Raw genomic sequence first — 16,875 nt, forward strand, 5'->3', positions numbered from 1 at the left:
AACTTCTCTTTTTAATTTTTAATTCTACCGTTTTCCAGGGTTATAATCTCACTACATTTATCTGACCAGGTATTATTACTACTTACTACAATTAGAGCCCATGGTCTATCTTTATGGGTTAAGTAGTCAACAATAGAGTTGGTCTCTTTCTCATTAAACCGGTCCAGAGCATCTTCCAGAATAAGTACTTTTGGAGATTTTAAAATGGCTCGAGCCAGTACAATTTTTTTAGATAAGGTATATGACATTTGCTTGCCATCAGGATAAAGTATAGTGTTCAAGCCATGGGGTTGATCTTTTATAAAGTTTTTAAGTCCAACCTGGCTAAGTACCTCATGAATGTCTTCATCTGAAACGTGGGAGTTTCCAAAAGTCAAATTATCTTTTATGCTACCTTCAAAAGGTGTTTCATCAGATAATGATAGTCCCAATTGCGATCTGTAGAAGTTTAAATGCAAACTGCTAATGGACATATCATTAACATATAAATTTCCTGAAGTAGCTTGAATAACTCCGGATATAAGGCGAAGTAAAGTTGATTTTCCGGAACCACTTTCCCCTTTTACTAAAATTCTGCTTTTAGGATCTATATTTAATGAAATATCTTTTAAAATATGTTTGTCCCTGTTTGATACTTCATAGGTTACATGATTTAATTCAATATGAATACCTTTACTAAATACAGGTTCTTCACCTTCTTGACTTTCAAGGTCTTTATCAATTATTTGGCCTATTTTTTCTAATGAAGTTAAACTGTCATAAAACGGTTCTAAACCTAGAATAAGTTTTTCAACTGAAGCAATGACTAAAAGAATGATAATTTCTGCTGCAACAAACTGACCAATATTCATTTCTTGATTTAATACTAAGGCTCCACCAATTAATAGTAAACTTGCAGTCACAATAACCTTGAATGTTATCATTTGAGAGTACTGAAGTATTAAAACTTTAAAATGACTTTCCCTGGCTTTTAGGTAGCCGTTTACCAAATCGTCATTTTTATCAATACCTAGATTTGTACTTCCGGATAGTTTAAAACTAATAACAGTACGCGCTATTTCCTGAATCCAATGGGCAACTTTATATTTGTTTTTAGATTCTTTTAAACTTGTTTCAAGCCCTTGTTGTGCTGTAAATTTAAAGACCACGGAAATAAGTAATAGCAACAGGAGACCAAATACTATAAAAAATGGATGATAAAACGAAAGGAGAATTAATGCAAATACAATTTGAAGCATTGCAGTTGGTACATCAATTAGTATTTTAGCTAAACTTTTCTGAATAGTTAGAGTGTCAAAAAACCTGTTTGCTAATTCTGGTGGGTAGTAATTGCGTAACTCAGACATTTTAATTTTAGGGAATCTGTAACTGAAATCAAAAGACGCCCTGGTAAAAATACGTTGTTGTACTGTTTCAATAATTCGCAATTGCATGAGCTGAAGCGCTCCTGAGAATGCAACTCCAACAGTTACAAGAATGACCAGTATTACCCATGAAGTTGAAACCTGAGCACCTTGTATTAAGTTTATAATGGCCTGAATACCTAATGGTAGAGATAATGAAATAATACCAGAAAAAATAGCATAGTAGAAAATCTGTAAAATGTCTTTTTTCTCTAATTGTAGTAAACCTAGTAAGCGTTGCCATGGGGTTTTTGTAGATTTTACCATAATTAAATTTTTAATGTATTTAAGGTTAAATTAATAAAGAAATCTGATGGTTGAACGTCTGTATTACAATCTGTCATTGAAGCAAAATGATCCTTTAAAAAGTGCTGATGTAAACTCCCTTCAATTATTGTACTTGCTAATGATGAAGCAAAGGCATATTTTGGAGTTGTTTCTGTAATAATGTCCCGTAATCTGGAAACCACTCTTTTGTAAATTACAAAATAACCATCTTTGTTTTCCTGATCTACTTCTTTGGTTAGAAAGGATTTTGAGTTTTCATTAATAATAATGCTATTCAAAACCACTTCATTAATATGAGAAAATTTAGAGTCTTCTTTGGTAGTTCTGCAAAGAATTTCAATAGCTTTTACCAATTTTTCTTTATTATCATGTATGCTGTGGGTTTCAAGCACCATTTGATACTCGATCCATGCCCAATACCATGAAGACAAATACAAAAGTAATTTATGCTTGTTTTCAAAATAACGGTACACAGAACTTTCATTAGACCCTATTTTAATACCTAGTTTTTTAAAGGTAAAAGCGTCAAACCCAATCTCATTTATTAATAAAATGCTGTGTTGTACTATGCGTTTCCCTAAAGCAGAAGACTCCGGGTCTTTTACATAGATTTTATCAGGCACAGCAATCTTTAAATTTGAAAGTAGATTATGCATAACTGGAAGTTTTGTTTGCGAATATAATAGTAATACTATTAATTTTAGGTGTAAATGTATTAATTTGATAAAAGTTTAACACTTGCTACGTTGTAAAACATCATTCAAGTGTTTAACGATCTCTAAAGGCAGTCAATATTATTGGAAACAGGGTCAAAAACCGGGGCAGGAGAGAGGTAGGGAATTCCTAAGCCTAATCCACGAATAATAAATAAAATACCAATAAGTACTATAAAAGCGGGTATGATTTTTTGAATACGTTGTCTTATTGTCCCTTTTAAAAAATGACTAAAATAAATGGCAGTGGTCATAAGTGGAATAGTACCCAAGCCAAAAACAGCCATATATAAACTACCGCTTATTGCATTTCCTCTGGCTATAGCAGCAAAGACCGCCATATATACTAAGCCACAAGGTAAAAAACCATTTAAAAAACCAATAGTAAGGAAGGTGTCTAAGGTTTTTTTCTTCATGGCACTACCTAGAGCAGATTTAACTTTTGAAATAACCCTATAAATAGGTTTTGAGGCATTATACTTATTAAATATTTTTTGGGGAATAATAACAATTAAAATCAAAACGATTCCAATTAGAATAGAAAGCTGTTGTTGAAACCCAAAAAGATAAAGACTTTTTCCTATGAGTCCAAAAATTAAGCCTATAATACTATAGGATAAAAGCCTTCCAAAGTGGTAAGTCACAATTTGTGAGACTTTTTTAAGGTTGTTTGATTGATCTACAGGAAGCATAAAAGCAATAGGTCCGCACATGCCTACACAGTGAAAACTACCCAATATTCCTAATATAAATGCAGAAACAAGCATATTAATACGTTATGGGCTCTTTAAATAAATAAGATTTTCCCTTATATTGCCAATCTATTTTAATGTTCCAACGACCATCTACCAAACGTTTGTCAGGTATGAGCAAATAAGGATTAGACAATGAAATAGCAGTTTCAAAGTCCAGTTGTTTGTTAGATGGTCTATATAGGAACACTTTACCGGTAATATTTTTATAATCCAGTGATTCAGGGAATTTAATTGTTAACCCCTGGTCTGACTTCTTATAACTTATATTTTCTTTTAAGATTTTAGCATTGTTTAGTTTGTCAATATCTTCTTGATAAGCTAACTCTTCGGCATAATAGTCTTCAGTAACTAACTCGTGCTCAAAGTCTTTGTCTACATTCATAGTAATAACAAAGTACATGATAAAAGAAATAAATCCAATAAATGCCAACACAATTCCGGTACCCCAATTTATTTTCATCGTTTATTTTTTTATTCTGAATATTCCAGAGTTTTATTATTAAAGTTATTTAAAACTTCTAGGGCCTAAAAAATTAGCCGTAGTAGTTTCTATTAATTTATCACCTTCATAAACACCAATCTCTATTTTGTTTCTATCTCCGGATAATAACGAATTATTAATTTCCACAAATAAAGTACCTTCTGCTAAATCCTGGCTTGGCACCACAAAATTATTGCTGGTGGCCACTAATTTTAAAGTACCCTTATGAGATATTAGCTTTAACGTTACATTTTCAATATCCCTTGATGTTTTATTTACCAGTTTATAGGTAAATACATTGCTTATTATATTATTCTCTTTATGTTCGTATAGTTGCCCAGGTAGTCTCAAAACATTGGCTTCCACATCATTTCTTAAAAATAACATTCCGGTTAACAGACCAATCATTATGCTTAAAACGGCTATATAGCCTTTCATTCTCGCTGTTAATTTAAAGGGTGTTTTCTTTTCTATATTTTCTTCACTAGCGTAACGTATTAACCCTTTTGGTAAATTAATACTTTCCATTATATGATCACATTCATCAATGCATGCTGTACAGTTTACACATTCTAATTGGGTGCCGTTTCTAATGTCAATTCCTGTAGGGCAGACATGAACACACTGCATGCAGTCAATACAATCTCCATGACCCAAGGCATTTCTGTCTTCATTTTTTCTGAATTTTTTTCTGCCGTTTTCACCTTCACCACGTTTGTGATCATAAGCAACAACTATAGATTTAGTATCCAATAGAACACCTTGCAACCTTCCATAAGGACAGGCAATAACACAAACTTGTTCTCTAAACCAGCCAAATACAAAATAAAATACAGCAGTAAAGATGGTTAGAGATATAAGTGTGCTAAGATGTTTGGAAGGGCCATCAGTAATATATTGAATGAGTTTATCACTGCTTATCAAATAGGCTAAAAACACATTGGCGATAATAAAAGAAATGATGGCAAAAATTATAAATTTTAATCCTCTTTTTCTTATTTTTTCAGCATCCCATTTTTGCCTTGCCAGTTTACGTTGTTTGTTTCTGTCTCCTTCAATCCAATATTCAATTCTACGGAAAACCATTTCCATAAAAATGGTTTGCGGACAAATCCATCCACAAAATATTCTGCCAAAAGCAACAGTGAAAAGGGTGATAAATATCACACCTATCAGCATTGAAATAACAAATAAATGAAAGTCTTGCGGCCAAAATGGAAATCCAAAAATATTGAAACGGCGTTCCAATACATTGAACATTAAAAACTGATTGCCGTTTACTTTAATAAAGGGCGACAAAATAAGAATAGCCAGTAATATGTAGCTTACCAGCTTACGATTTTTGTAAAACTTCCCACTTGGCTTTTTAGGAAATACCCAGGCCCGTTTTCCATCTTCAGTAATTGTACCAATAGAATCTCTGAATATTTCGTTTTCCGGGGTTTCCAAAGCTTTTTTTATTTAAGGCCTCAAAAAGTCATGTGATAACTTTCTGAGGTCTATCCTTAATTTAGTTTGTAGTTGTTTGTATTGAATCCGTTACGGTTTCAGCAGGCGTCTCAACACTCTCATCAATCACTAGATCGCCTTCTGGAGCTTTAGGATTTGCAGGGGTAGTACCTTGAAATGTTAACACATAACTAGATACTTGTGCAATCTCTAAAGGTTTTAATTGTGTTTTCCAGGCAATCATACCCTTACCGGAACGGCCACCTTCAGATACGGTTTTAAATACACTCTTTATATCACCACCTAATATCCAGTGTTTGTCTGTTAAATTTGGCCCAATTCCACCACCACCATCAGCCATATGACAGGCTACACAGTTAGTGTCAAAAATAGATTTACCTGCACTTAAATCAGAGGCCTCGGTTAATTGTGTTACCGTATTAACATCTACTAAATCTTTAGCTGTTTTTTTGTAGGCCTCAATAGCTATTTTTGCTTCGGCTAATTCTGTTTCTAATTCGTCTATTTGAGACGGGCCGCTAAATACATGGTACCTCAATAGGTATACAGCACCAAAAATTATCGTAATGTAAAAACCATAAAGCCACCAAGGCGGTAAGTTGTTATCCAACTCCTTTATGCCATCGTAATTGTGATCTAAAATGATTTCACCTTCTTCTTCAATAGGTTTCTGTCCTAAAAGTTTGGTATAAGTTTCTTTTAACCAGGTAAATTTTACCGAACTTTCTTTTTCAGCTAAAAAGCGTGCTTTGGCCGCTTCATCTAATTTGTGAAGCATCACGTTTTCTAAAGCTCCAATTATAGCTTCAATCGCAATTAAGATAAGAAGCACCAATAGCAAGAATAGCATGACCATGGGGTATTCTACAAATGCCGGTTTTTCTCCAGAATCGATAAAGAATTCTACGGCTCCGAAAATGATAAAAAATACGATTGGAACTCGAATCCAGGATGGAACTAAATTTCTCATAATATGTCGTCGTTTTGGTGGTTGTCTAATGGAATATTACTAACGGTTTTTATATAGTCTTTTTTAGCGGTAAATACCCACCAAAACAGTGCTACAAAAAAGATAAAAAAGATAAGTAAGGAGATAATAGGGTATATTTCTATACCCGAAATGGTCTCCATATGATTTTTTATGTATTTCAACATGCTATTTTGTTTTGATGGTTATTGTGCTGAATTAACTTTAATGTCGGTTCCTAACCGCTGCAAATAAGCTATAAGAGCAACAATCTCTCTATCCTTCATTTCAATAAAATCCTCGCCATTTTCGGCAGCTGATTTTTTATCGGCTTCATAGGCACTTACAAAATCAGGGTCAGAATATAAATTCTTCTCAATTTGAGCTCCTTGCTCATCCATGCTTTGTTGTGCATTGGTTATATCCTCATCAGAATATGGTACGCCCAAAGTAACCATGGCTTCCATTTTGGCTTCGGTTTGTGATTTGTCCAATTCACTTCCTTTTCCTGTGATTAACCAAGGATAACGCGGCATGATTGAACCGGATGATGTACTTTGTGGGTCATACATATGATTAAAGTGCCAATTATCTGAGTACTTTTGACCTAAACGATGTAAGTCCGGACCGGTACGTTTACTACCCCATAAGAACGGGTGGTCATAAACATATTCTCCTGCTTTTGAATATTCTCCATAACGTTCAACCTCATGCCTGAATGGACGTATCATTTGAGAATGACATCCCACACAACCTTCACGAATGTAAATGTCTCTACCTTCCAACTCTAAAGGAGTATATGGTTTTACACTGGCAATAGTAGGAATATTTGATTTTACCATAATGGTCGGTACTATTTGAATAACGCCTCCAATTAAAATGGCTATAGTAGCTAAAATAGTTAACTGAACAGGTCTTCTTTCTAACCAGGTATGCCAACCTTCATTAGCAGTACGTTTGTTAGTTACTTTTTCTAATGCAGGTGCTTCAGCAAGTTCATCTTCAACCTTACTACCTTGCTTAATGGTTACAACAACATTGTACACCAGAATTAACATCCCTACAATATATAAAGTACCTCCAATAGCACGCATCCAGTACATTGGGATAATCTCAGTAACGGTTTCTAAGAAGTTACCATAAACTAAGGTCCCATCCGGATTAAATTGCTGCCACATGGAATATTGTGTAAATCCGGCAACATACATAGGTAATGCATATATAATAATACCTAAAGTCCCTAGCCAGAAATGTAAGTTGGCCAAAGCTAATGAGAAAAGTTTTGTTTTAAATAACCTTGGTACTAAATAGTATATCATACCAAATGCCATAAATCCATTCCAGGCCAGAGCACCAACATGCACGTGAGCAATAATCCAATCGGTAAAATGAGCTACGGCGTTTACATTTTTTAATGACAGTGTTGGGCCTTCAAAAGTAGCCATACCATATCCGGTAATAGCGACCACCATGAATTTTAAAACGGGGTCAACACGTACTTTGTCCCAGGCTCCGCGCAAGGTTAAAAGCCCGTTTATCATACCTCCCCAAGACGGCATTAATAGCATTACTGAGAAAGCAACACCTAAGTTTTGGGCCCATTCCGGTAGGGCTGTATATAATAAATGGTGAGGGCCTGCCCAGATATAGATAAAGATCAATGACCAAAAGTGTACTATAGACAGTCTGTAAGAATAAACAGGCCTGTTAGCTGCTTTTGGTACAAAATAGTACATTAAACCTAGGAACGGTGTAGTTAAAAAGAAAGCCACTGCATTATGCCCGTACCACCATTGTACCAAAGCATCTTGAACTCCAGCATATACCGAATAGCTTTTTAATGCACTAACAGGTAACTCTAAACTGTTAAATATGTGAAGTACTGCTACAGTAATAAATGTGGCAATGTAAAACCAAATGGCTACATACAGATGACGTTGTCTACGTTTTAAAATCGTCCAAATCATATTTACACCAAAAACCACCCAAATTAGTGCTATGGCGATATCAATGGGCCATTCCAATTCAGCATATTCTTTTGATGTGGTGATTCCTAATGGCAGAGTAATAGCTGCGGCTACAATAATAAGCTGCCATCCCCAAAAGTTAATGTTACTTAAAAGGTCACTTGCCATACGTGTTTTTAATAAACGCTGAAGCGAATAATAAACACCGGCAAACATGGCATTCCCTACAAAAGCAAAAATTACTGCGTTAGTATGTAGTGGCCTTAATCTACCAAAGCTAAGCCATGAAATACCATCAGTAAGATTTGGGAATAGAAACATAAAAGCAAGCAATAAGCCTACTGCCATTCCTACTATTCCAAAAATTATTGTTGCATAGAGGAACTTAGTAACGATTTTGTTATCGTAATGAAACTGTTGCATTTCCATAATGTAATGATTAATCTTTTTTGGTTAGTATTGTTTTTTTTGGTTTATTTTTTACAAGTTCATCTTCAAAAAGCATACGAACAGAAGGGGTGTAGCTATCATCAAATTGTCCGCTTTTTACGGCAACTATAAAAGCTATAAAAAAGCCAATAGCAACTATAATGCTAATAGCCAGTAATATATATATAACACTCATACCTAATTGAAGTTACGAATCAAAATTACTTTCAAACCGTTTTCTAAAATATGACATTTATCATATTTTATCAAGCTTATTTTAATTTTCTACCCAAAATATTTGTTGCTATTGTAGTAAATATTACAATACTAATAGAGCTTAAGGGCATTAATATGGCAGCAATAACCGGGGCCAATTGACCAGTTACTGCAAAATATAATCCAATACAATTATATATTAATGATAATATAAAACTCCATTTTATAATTTTGATGGCTGATTTTGATGCTCTTATAAAGCTGTATAGCTGATTAAATTTTGAAGCATCAAGAATGGCATCACAAGCAGGCGAAAATATATTTACATTTTCTGAAATTGCAACCCCAACATTACTTTGTGCCAAAGCACCGGCATCATTTAATCCGTCTCCTATCATTAAAACTTTGGCTCCTGAATTTTGATGATGTTTAATGTATTCTAATTTATCTTCGGGCTTTTGATTAAAAAACAATTTAGCTTTTGCAGGAAGTAATTTGGTTAAGTTTTCTTGTTCTCCGGCATTATCACCAGACAAAATGGCCAAATCATAATTCTTTTTTAATTGATTGAAAAGTTTCGAAAGGCCTTCCCTGTATTGGTTGTAAAAGGTGAATTTTCCTTTATATTGATTATTGGTGCTTATATGAACAGCAGTATTTAAGACAGCGGTCTCAGATGAAAATCCCACAAAGGGCGCAGAACCAATTTTAATTGAATCCTGATTGTGCTGAGCTTCAATACCTTTACCAACATGCTCCTCGTAATTATCTAAAGTAACAATATCATGTTTGTTTAATATAGCATATAATGACCTGCTTAAAGGGTGGTTTGAGTTTCTTAGAGTGCTTTTTAATAAATTTTCCTCTTTCTGAGATAAATGAGTTCCCCTATATTCTATACTGGTTTCTTTATTGGAAGTAATAGTTCCGGTTTTGTCAAAAATAATGGTATTAATTGCTGCAAGTTGTTCAATGACTGTGGCATTTTTTGCATAGAATTTTAACTTTCCAAAAATTCGTAATAAGTTACCAAAAGTAAATGGAGCTGCTAGTGCAATAGCACAAGGACATGCAATAATAAGGACTGCCGTAAATACATTAAGGGCTTTTGAGCTATCAACAACAAGCCAGTAGGCAGTTGCTATTAAAGCTATACTCAAAATAGCAATAGTGAAACGTTTACTTATGGCATTGGTGATATTAGTGAAACCATCTTCTTTATTTTTATTGAAAACATCATTACTCCATAGTTGCGTTAAATAACTCTGTTCCACAGTTTTTAAGACATCAACTTCAATGCTGCCATAAAGTTGTTTGCCTCCGGCAAATAATTTATCACCTGATTTTTTAGAAACGGCTTCAGACTCTCCGGTTACAAAACTGTAATCTATTCTGGCGTGACCTTTAATAAGAATACAATCTACAGGAATAAGTTCTTCATTTCTGATGAGTAATCGGTCTCCCTTTTTAATATCATATACCTGAATGGATTCTTCGTTTTCTTCAGGAGTGATCTTTGTAATTCCAATAGGGAAATAAGATTTATAATCCCTTTCAAAAGAAAGAAAGCTATATGTTTTTTGTTGAAAGAATTTACCCAGTAACAAAAAGAAAATTAATCCCGAAAGGCTATCAAAAAAACCAGTTCCAATATTAAAAACAATTTCAGCAGTACTTCTTAAAAATAAAACCGAAGCCCCTAATGCAATGGGAACGTCTATATTTAAAAGGCCTGATTTTAAACCTTTATATGCAGAAATAAAATAATCCTGAGCGCAATAAAAAATTACGGGTAATGAAAAGGAGAACATTAACCATCTAAATACCGGAGCATATTTTTCAATCCAGAAACCACTGACCTGAAAATACTCGGGAAAAGATAAAAACATAATGTTTCCAAAGGCAAATCCGGCAACACCTAATTTATAGATAAGAGATCTGTCTATATTTTTTTTGCCAACGCTGTAATCATCTAAACTAATAAAAGGTTCATAGCCTATTTTGCTTAATAATATAACCAGAGTTTTTAAAGAAAGACTTTCACTGTTATAAGAGATTCTAACGGTTTTCTTACCAAAGTTTACAACAGAAGATGAAACAGAGGCATTTAATTTATTTAAGTTCTCCAATATCCATATACAAGAACTGCAATGAATGTGGGGAATATAAAGTGTTACAATTTGGGTTTTATCGTCATTGAATTCTAATAAACTTTCAATAATTTTTTCATTATCTAAAAAATTGTATTTGCCTTCAACCTCTTTAGGTGTAGCTCCGGGAGCTTTTTGTAAATCGTAATAACAGGTTAAATCGTTTATAGAAAATATCTCATAAACGGTTTTACAACCATTACAACAAAACGATTTGTCATCATAGATAATTCCAGACTCAGAAGCATCTAGTCCACAGTGGAAACATGACGGATGTTCCATAAAAAATTTGCTCATTTATACCTAATACAAAAGTGAAAAGTTAATGATTATTTTAATATGATATATGTCATGTTTTATTTATTTTTACAGTACTCAAACATATGACCATGGGCAAGTGCGAACAATGTATAATTAAGCAATTTAACTCTTTGAAGGCTCTCACAAAAGAAGAGCTAGTACGAATTTCTGGATGTAAAACGTCTAAAAAAATTAAAAAGGGAGAAGTTATTTTTGAAGAAGGTGAAGTATTGAATGGAGTGTATTGCGTTAGAGATGGTATATGCAAGTTGTCCAAATTAAGTGAAAATGGTAAAGACCAAATTGTAAAGATGGTAGTTAAAGGGCAGTTGTTGGGACAACGTTCATTAATAAGTGAAGAAAGCTCAAATTTACAAGCCACAGCTTTAAATGATATGGAAGTTTGCTTTATTCCTAAAAGTGAGATATTTGCTGATTTACATAACAACCCTAAATTTTCTTTTGAAGTATTGCAGGACATGGCTCATGATTTAAGAGATTCAGATGATATTATTGTTAATATGGCTCAAAAATCGGTGCGTCAGCGTTTAGCAGAAACTCTGGTTTACATTCATAAAAATTTTGGAACTAACCCGGATGGGACATTGAGTGTACTTTTATCACGTGAAGATTATGCTAATATTGTGGGTACGGCTACAGAATCAGCTATTAGAGTACTTTCACAATTTAAAAAAGAAGGTTTTATATCAACAGTAGGTAAGTATATCAAGATTGAAGATTTAGCCAGTTTGAAACGTGTTGAATAGTCAGTATTGGTAAATCTTCTTTATCTATAGATAATTCCAATTATAGCTTCTTAATTTTTCTGTAAAAAATATAGTATTTTTATAAAGCTATGATACATAATAAATCACTTAGAAAAGGTTTTGTATTCTCGCAGTATGAAGCGCCATATCAATCTCCCTTTGATAAGATTTTTGAAGTTTTTAAAGAACTAATAACCTATACTTCGGGTGATTTTGATGAAGCTATAGAATGGTTGCGCGAACTGGATAAAGAATACGTCTTAACTACTACTGATTATACCATTGAGGATTTTATTGAAGACCTTAAAAAGAAAGGGTATATACAAGAAGACATTGATCCGGATGGTAAAGGCAATATAGCTATCACCGCTAAAACCGAAAGAGCGATAAGACAGCAGGCCTTAAACTACATCTTTGGTAAGATTAAACGTAGCGGGCAAGGCAATCACAAAAGTAAAAGTCCCGGTATTGGGGATGAACATACAGGCAATTTTAGAGATTATCAGTTTGGAGATGCTTTAGATAAAGTGTCTATGACCGAGAGTTTAAAGAATGCCCAGATTAGTCATGGTATTAGTGATTTTACCTTATCTGAGGATAATTTGGTGGTTGAAGAAACCTTACATAAAGCACAAATGAGTACAGTGCTTATGATTGATATAAGTCATAGTATGATTCTATATGGAGAAGATAGAATTACACCGGCCAAAAAAGTGGCTATGGCTTTAGCAGAACTAATAACTACAAGATACCCAAAAGATACTTTAGATATTTTGGTATTTGGCAATGATGCCTGGCAAATAGAAATTAAAGACTTGCCCTATTTGAAAGTAGGGCCTTACCATACAAATACTGTAGCAGGTTTACAATTGGCTATGGATTTATTAAGACGAAAGAAGAATACCAATAAGCAAATCTTTATGATTACAGATGGAAAACCCAGTTGTTTGCGTTTACCGGATGGTCAGTATTATAAAAACAGTATGGGGCTGGATGCTCATATTGTAAATAAATGCTATGCTATGGCACAGCAGGCAAGGCGATTACATATTCCTATAACTACTTTTATGATTGCACAAGATAGTTACTTAATGCAGTTTGTGAGGGAGTTTACCTATGCCAATCAGGGAAAGGCATTTTATACAGGACTTAAAGGCTTGGGAGAAATGATCTTTGAGGATTATGAAACAAATAGAAAAAAAAGAATTAAGGGGTAGTTTAAAATTTAAATAATTAATATGGATATAGAACACATTAAAACTTTAGGTGAACTTAAAAAAGCCGGATACAAATCCAAATCCATAAAAGATGAATTAAGGCATAATTTAATTCAAAAAATAAAAAATAAGGAAACTACTTTTGAAGGAGTACACGGTTACGAAAATACTGTTATTCCGGAGTTAGAACGTGCTATTTTATCACGTCATAATATTAACCTGTTAGGGTTACGCGGACAAGCAAAAACACGTTTAGCACGTTTGATGCTAAATTTGTTGGATAAGTATATTCCTTGTGTTAAAGGCTCAGAAGTTAATGACGACCCACTTAATCCTATTTCAAGGTTTGCTGTAGAATTAATACATGATAAAGGTGATGATACACCAATATCCTGGTTACACAGAAATGAGCGTTTTGCTGAAAAGCTGGCAACTCCCGATGTAACTGTGGCAGATATTATTGGAGATGTTGACCCTATAAAAGCGGCAAATTTAAGATTAAGTTATGCTGATGACCGAGTGATTCATTACGGTATGATTCCAAGAGCAAACCGCTGTATTTTTGTTATTAATGAATTACCGGACTTGCAGGCCAGAATCCAAGTGGCACTATTTAATATTTTGCAGGAAGGAGATATTCAAATACGGGGGTTTAAGCTAAGATTACCTTTGGATATTCAATTTTTGTTTACCGCCAACCCAGAAGATTACACCAATAGAGGGAGTATAGTAACCCCTTTAAAAGATAGGATAGGCTCACAGATTTTAACACACTACCCAAAAAACATTGAAACGGCCAGATTGATTACAGAGCAGGAAGCCCGTATAGTTGAAAACCAAAATTCATCTGTAATAGTTCCTGATCTTGCCAGGGATTTACTAGAACAGATTGTTTTTGAGGCCCGTAAGAGTGAATTTATAGATGCCAAAAGCGGTGTGAGTGCCCGTTTAAGTATTACAGCTTTAGAAAACTTGTTAAGTACGGCAGAACGGCGTGCTTTAATTGCTAGCGATGGACAAACTGTAGTAAGATTATCTGATTTTGTTGGAGTTATTCCGGCAATTACAGGTAAGGTCGAGTTGGTTTATGAAGGAGAGCAAGAAGGGGCGGCTGTGGTAGCTTATAATTTAATAGGAGAAGCTGTTAAAAGTCTTTTTTCTGAGTTTTTCCCAAAGATTGAAAAACTACAAAAGCATGATGAAGAAAGTCCATATGACAATATTGTCTCATGGTTTTTTAATTTAAAAGAAGGCTTTGAGTTATTAGATGATTTAAGAGACGACTCATATAAAACATTGCTAAACTCAATTGCTCCGCTTGATGATCTATTAGAAACCTACCAACCTAATTTACCAAAACATGAGTGCTATTTTGTAAAGGAGTTTGTGCTTTGGGCTTTGGTAGAATTTAAACAATTAAGTAAACATAGATTTGTAGAGGGCCTACAATTTAAAGATCCATATGGAAGTTTTATAAGTGATATTTAATAACTGTCTCTGCTTTTAATATTGTTGGCACATAGTTCTATAATTTGATCGATGCGCTTTTTTCTGGTGTCCTCTCGCTTTGCGCTAAATAACCATGATAAATATCCTTTTCTGTACCCTTTGGAAAAGTCCTGATAGTTTTCAAAGGCGTGTGGGTTTTTATCAAAAGCTACTTGAAGGTCTTTTGGTATCACACCATTTTCAACATCATCCATGGCGCTCCAGGTACCAGTTTTTTTGGCAATATTAACCATTTCTAGTCCCGACTCATGCAGTAATCCGTTTGTCGTTAATTCTTTTATGTATTTTTTATTTAAAGCACTCCAGGTGCTTTTAGGATTTCTTTTGCAAAAATATTGTCGACGCTTACCATTACCCAGACTCTTTACTGTAGAATCAATCCACCCAAAGCAAAGTGCTACTTTTACGGCTTCCTCCCAACGCATTGTTGGAATATTCATTTCCAGTTTATAAAAAATCAAATAAACACCTTTTGCTGTATTATGATTGTGAAGTAACCAATCATACCAGTCTGTATCGCGTTCAAAATGTATTTCGGGTAGATCCTTTAACATTTATAGTTTTTTAGTAGCTATATAAAAGTCATTATCAACTTCAAATGACAATATTGCTGATTCTGTTGTTAGTACATGTTGCTCAGCTTTAGGGAACAGCCATTGCTCTTTATTGTTAATCTTTACCTGTATCGGCATATCAAATTTATCAACAATATTTACCCATCTGTATTTTAGTGTTTTGCCCTCAATGGAATATTCCAGAGTTGGAATACGGATATCTCTTAGATACTGGTTAAAGAACTCGGTTAGGTCAATACCAGTTTGTGTACTGATATAATCTTCAATTTGCTGTGTGGTAACCGTTTGATGGTAAAATGTTCTGTTGAGTCCGCGTAAAATTTGACGCCATTTTTCATCATCTTCAATAAGCTGTCTTAATGTATGAAGCATGTTAGCTCCTTTGTAATACATATCTGAAGACCCTTCATTGTTTACATTGTAACGGCCTATTATTGGCCTATCGTTCAAAATACCTTGCCGGGTTCCTATAATATATGCCGCTGCCGCTTCTTTCCCATAATAATAATCCAAAAATAAACTTTCAGAATAAGCTGTAAAACTCTCATGAATCCACATATCAGCAATATCTTTATTGGTAATATTATTGGCAAACCATTCGTGTCCGGCCTCATGAATAATAATAAAATCAAATTTTAAGCCCCAGCCTGTTCCTGATAAATCACTGCCTAGGTACCCGTTTTTAAATTTGTTTCCGTAAGTCACAGAGCTTTGGTGTTCCATGCCCAAATAAGGTACTTCAACCAGTTTAAAACTATCTGCATAAAACGGGTATTGACCAAACCAATGCTCAAAAGCCTTCATCATTTTTGGAGCTTGTTTAAATTGTTTTTTGGCTTTTTCAAGATTATCTTTCAAAACATAATAGTCCATATCAAGATTTCCCCCCATGCCATCGTACACCTCTGAAAAGTTAACATAATCTCCAATATTAATATTTACTCCATAATTGTTTATAGGGTTGCTTACAAACCAACTGTAAGTTTTGGTATCACCAAATTGTTCTACGCTTCTAAGTCTACCATTAGAAACGTTTATTAATTTTCTGGGAACATTAACACTTATAAGCATACTGTCAACTTCATCATACATATGGTCTTTACAAGGCCACCAGACACTGGCTCCTAAACCTTGACAAGAGGATGCTACAAAATGCTTCCCGTTAATATCTTTTTTCCAGGAAATACCACCATCCCATGGTGCATTAACAGCTTCTCTTGGATGGCCTTCATAAAATACTTCAATCTCATGAATATCATTTAAATTTTGATTGTCCTTCAGGTTGATGAAATGTGCATTTCCATCGTGGGTAATTTTTAATTCTTTACCATTTTGAATCACCTTGGTCATTTGTAATGGTGGTTGCAAATCTATCTGCATCACAGAATCCTGTTTCAATACTTTATAGTGAATCGTATTTTTACCGGAGATGAATTTTTCATCCGGATTGACTTTAATATCCAGATGATAATACGTTAGATCCCACCACTCACGCTCTGGGGTTATGCTCCCTCTTAAAGTATCCTGTTTTGTGAAATTATTCTTTTCTGATAACAGGCCCTGAGCCTGAATAGAATGCATAGAAAGTATTAAAATTAAAGTAGCTAAACAAAGGCGATAAATCATTATAACAGTTTTTTCAAAATTAAGTAAAAAGATTTTCTAGGG

General features: G+C 34.0%; 15 protein-coding genes. 3 read left to right on the forward strand and 12 right to left on the reverse strand.

The features are described from left to right. Positions 1-11: 11 nt before the first annotated feature. From VOI54_RS14855 to VOI54_RS14900, 10 genes are all read right to left on the reverse strand, one after another. Positions 12-1,670, reverse strand: a complete 1,659-nt coding sequence (locus tag VOI54_RS14855; RefSeq protein ID WP_326283758.1) for a peptidase domain-containing ABC transporter — start codon at positions 1,668-1,670, stop codon at positions 12-14. A gap of 2 nt (positions 1,671-1,672) precedes the next feature. After that, positions 1,673-2,347: a TetR/AcrR family transcriptional regulator gene (locus tag VOI54_RS14860; RefSeq protein ID WP_326283760.1), complete on the reverse strand. Its 675-nt coding sequence runs from the start codon at positions 2,345-2,347 to the stop codon at positions 1,673-1,675. Positions 2,348-2,469: 122 nt separating this feature from the next. Further along, positions 2,470-3,171, reverse strand: a complete 702-nt coding sequence (locus VOI54_RS14865) for a sulfite exporter TauE/SafE family protein (protein ID WP_326283762.1) — start codon at positions 3,169-3,171, stop codon at positions 2,470-2,472. Between the two features lies 1 nt (position 3,172). After that, on the reverse strand, positions 3,173-3,619 hold the full coding sequence (locus VOI54_RS14870; RefSeq protein WP_326283764.1) for a FixH family protein: 447 nt from the start codon (positions 3,617-3,619) through the stop codon (positions 3,173-3,175). Between the two features lie 45 nt (positions 3,620-3,664). Then, positions 3,665-5,089, reverse strand: coding sequence for a cytochrome c oxidase accessory protein CcoG (gene ccoG / locus VOI54_RS14875; RefSeq protein WP_326283766.1), 1,425 nt, complete (start codon positions 5,087-5,089; stop codon positions 3,665-3,667). 61 nt (positions 5,090-5,150) lie between these two features. After that, positions 5,151-6,080: a cbb3-type cytochrome c oxidase N-terminal domain-containing protein gene (locus VOI54_RS14880; protein ID WP_326283768.1), complete on the reverse strand. Its 930-nt coding sequence runs from the start codon at positions 6,078-6,080 to the stop codon at positions 5,151-5,153. Continuing rightward, entirely contained in the window at positions 6,077-6,265 is a 189-nt protein-coding gene (locus tag VOI54_RS14885) for a CcoQ/FixQ family Cbb3-type cytochrome c oxidase assembly chaperone (protein WP_326283770.1), read from the reverse strand. Before VOI54_RS14885 ends, VOI54_RS14880 begins: the two co-directional genes overlap by 4 nt. A gap of 18 nt (positions 6,266-6,283) precedes the next feature. After that, positions 6,284-8,473: a cytochrome-c oxidase, cbb3-type subunit I gene (gene ccoN, locus VOI54_RS14890; RefSeq protein ID WP_326283772.1), complete on the reverse strand. Its 2,190-nt coding sequence runs from the start codon at positions 8,471-8,473 to the stop codon at positions 6,284-6,286. Positions 8,474-8,483: 10 nt separating this feature from the next. Next, the gene (gene ccoS / locus VOI54_RS14895) at positions 8,484-8,669 is read right to left on the reverse strand and encodes a cbb3-type cytochrome oxidase assembly protein CcoS (protein ID WP_326283773.1); all 186 of its coding nucleotides are present in this window, start codon (positions 8,667-8,669) and stop codon (positions 8,484-8,486) included. A 76-nt stretch (positions 8,670-8,745) separates the two neighbouring features. Next, on the reverse strand, positions 8,746-11,121 hold the full coding sequence (locus VOI54_RS14900; protein WP_326284066.1) for a heavy metal translocating P-type ATPase: 2,376 nt from the start codon (positions 11,119-11,121) through the stop codon (positions 8,746-8,748). 107 nt (positions 11,122-11,228) lie between these two features. Between VOI54_RS14900 and VOI54_RS14905 the strand changes: the two genes are divergently transcribed. From VOI54_RS14905 to VOI54_RS14915, 3 genes are all read left to right on the forward strand, one after another. Then, positions 11,229-11,906 carry a Crp/Fnr family transcriptional regulator gene (locus VOI54_RS14905; RefSeq protein WP_326283775.1) on the forward strand — a complete coding sequence of 226 codons (678 nt, stop codon included), beginning with the start codon at positions 11,229-11,231 and terminating at the stop codon, positions 11,904-11,906. A gap of 89 nt (positions 11,907-11,995) precedes the next feature. Then, on the forward strand, positions 11,996-13,123 hold the full coding sequence (locus VOI54_RS14910) for a vWA domain-containing protein (RefSeq protein WP_326283777.1): 1,128 nt from the start codon (positions 11,996-11,998) through the stop codon (positions 13,121-13,123). Positions 13,124-13,144: 21 nt separating this feature from the next. Then, a complete protein-coding gene (locus VOI54_RS14915; protein ID WP_326283779.1) occupies positions 13,145-14,611 on the forward strand; it encodes a magnesium chelatase in 1,467 nt (488 codons plus the stop codon). Here the strand turns inward: VOI54_RS14915 and VOI54_RS14920 are convergent. Beyond that, positions 14,608-15,186: a YdeI/OmpD-associated family protein gene (locus VOI54_RS14920; protein WP_326283780.1), complete on the reverse strand. Its 579-nt coding sequence runs from the start codon at positions 15,184-15,186 to the stop codon at positions 14,608-14,610. The genes VOI54_RS14915 and VOI54_RS14920 overlap by 4 nt on opposite strands. Beyond that, positions 15,187-16,833 carry a M1 family metallopeptidase gene (locus VOI54_RS14925; RefSeq protein WP_442809389.1) on the reverse strand — a complete coding sequence of 549 codons (1,647 nt, stop codon included), beginning with the start codon at positions 16,831-16,833 and terminating at the stop codon, positions 15,187-15,189. It abuts the gene before it with no gap. Between the last annotated feature and the right edge of the window lie 42 nt (positions 16,834-16,875).

It is taken from the genome of Alterotamlana spongicola (genome assembly GCF_035818475.1).
Classification (GTDB): domain Bacteria; phylum Bacteroidota; class Bacteroidia; order Flavobacteriales; family Flavobacteriaceae; genus Cognatitamlana.